The following is a 1,684-nucleotide window of genomic DNA, read 5'->3' as shown; positions in this document are numbered from 1 at the left end:
GCGTAAAAACCGCCGAGACTCTAACTGTAGCTGGATGAAAGTTCAGTGGCAGGTCAATCCCGTTAAAATTGGGCGCCTCCGATAACGCAGAGGGTTCCCCACGGGCCTTCCACACCACACTGTGGCGTATGAATCGTGTGAAAGGACAATTAGCGCATCTGATCCGGAAGCTATGCTCGGATCGGTTGACTTTGGCTTGAATAGCGTGAATACGAGCCCGGCAATACAATTATGATTTGCCATCAGCGGGTTACGCCGCATCCGCCCACTGCATAGGGTTCCCGACTAAACAAAGAGAACGTTCACCCTGCCGTGTAGGCTGTTATCGGAAATGTCGTAATAGAACGTCGGATAGGGTCCAGCTTAATAATGCGTCCCAAAATCGCAGTCAAAAGTCGCTATAGACAGCAACAGAATTGATTTTTCTTCCGAACAACAAGCATGAGCGACGCAACCATCACGTTCGTTTCCAACGACCTTTCCAATTTCACACACCACCGCAAGCACCTCGTCGATTTGGCGATCGAGCTTGGCATGCGAGCAGTTCTTTTCGCTGGTGGCAACGCGAGCGTTCCGCCCGCCAACTGCGAATATCGCCCCTTAGATATTGAACGCTTTCGATTACATTGGACTGACATCCAGCTGATCCTTGTCTTGTGTCGCCATTTTCTGCACGAGAAGCCTAGCGTTATTCATCTCATCAACCTCAAGCCTTATCTGTTCGGAGGGCTTACGGCGCGAGTTGCAAGGGCTTTCGGGTGGCACGGCCGCGTGGTGGTGTCCGTGCCGGGCCTGGGTAGGCTTTATGATCGATCGCAGAATGGTTTCGCCAGCCGGCTTCGAAGGGCCATTGTAGAATTCGCATTGCGCGTAGGATTGCGCGAGGCCACCGTTTGCTTTGAAACAGCGGCCGACCGCGATTTTTGGGTTGAGCGGGGGCTCGTTGAATTCGAGCGAACCGTCGTCACAAACGGCACCGGCATCGATCTGTCGAGCTTTCGTCCGCAACAGATAAATGTGCCGCGACAGAGGCTGCGCGTTCTTTATGCAGGTCGCCTTTTGAAGGCGAAGGGTCTGGATGTATTTCTCGATGCCGCCATGATCGGCAACGCTGCAAATGTGGATATGGTCGTGGCTGGCGAGACGGACGCGGATCCGGATGCGGTGTCGGAAAGCCTTTTACGCCAGCATCCACGCATTACGTTCCTCGGCAAGGTGGACGACATGCCTCGTCTACTCGCCGAGACGGATATTGTCGTTCTGCCTTCGCGGTACAACGAAGGCGTTCCACGCGTCCTGATCGAGGCAGCCGCCTGTGCCTGCGTTCCTGTCGCCACGCGCTTTGCCGGCAGCCGGGCTTTGATCAAGGACGGTGAGACCGGCTACTTTATTCTAGAAGGCACGCGGGATGCGCAGGCCGCCGAGATCGCTTCTCTTATTCAGAGACTCGCGAACGACAGGGTTTCGCTGCGTGCCGTCGGGAAAAATGCATCTAACTATGTCCGCAATAATGGCTTCTCGGTCTCTGCAATAAAGGACACCTTCCGGCCCCTTTATTCCGGGAATGGGGCGACCTGACGGGCCAAAATTCGCAAGACCGATGGTAGCGGGAGAGGGACTTGCTACCAGGTTTCTCAAGGGCATCGCCCTCCGTAATTTCTTGAGACCTGACAGGCACTTGGTC

Annotated in this window: 1 protein-coding gene; it reads left to right on the top strand. The window is 54.9% G+C overall.

All coding sequences use genetic code 11. The annotated features are described in order from the left end of the window. The first annotated feature begins 441 nt into the window (after nt 1-441). Nucleotides 442-1,578 (top strand): glycosyltransferase, encoded by a 1,137-nt coding sequence (locus tag M9H71_RS25020; RefSeq protein WP_455407562.1) that lies wholly within the window; start codon nt 442-444, stop codon nt 1,576-1,578. Nucleotides 1,579-1,684: the final 106 nt, after the last annotated feature.

Source organism: Rhodopseudomonas parapalustris, assembly GCF_053772255.1.
This window is presented reverse-complemented; position numbering and strand designations above follow the sequence as displayed.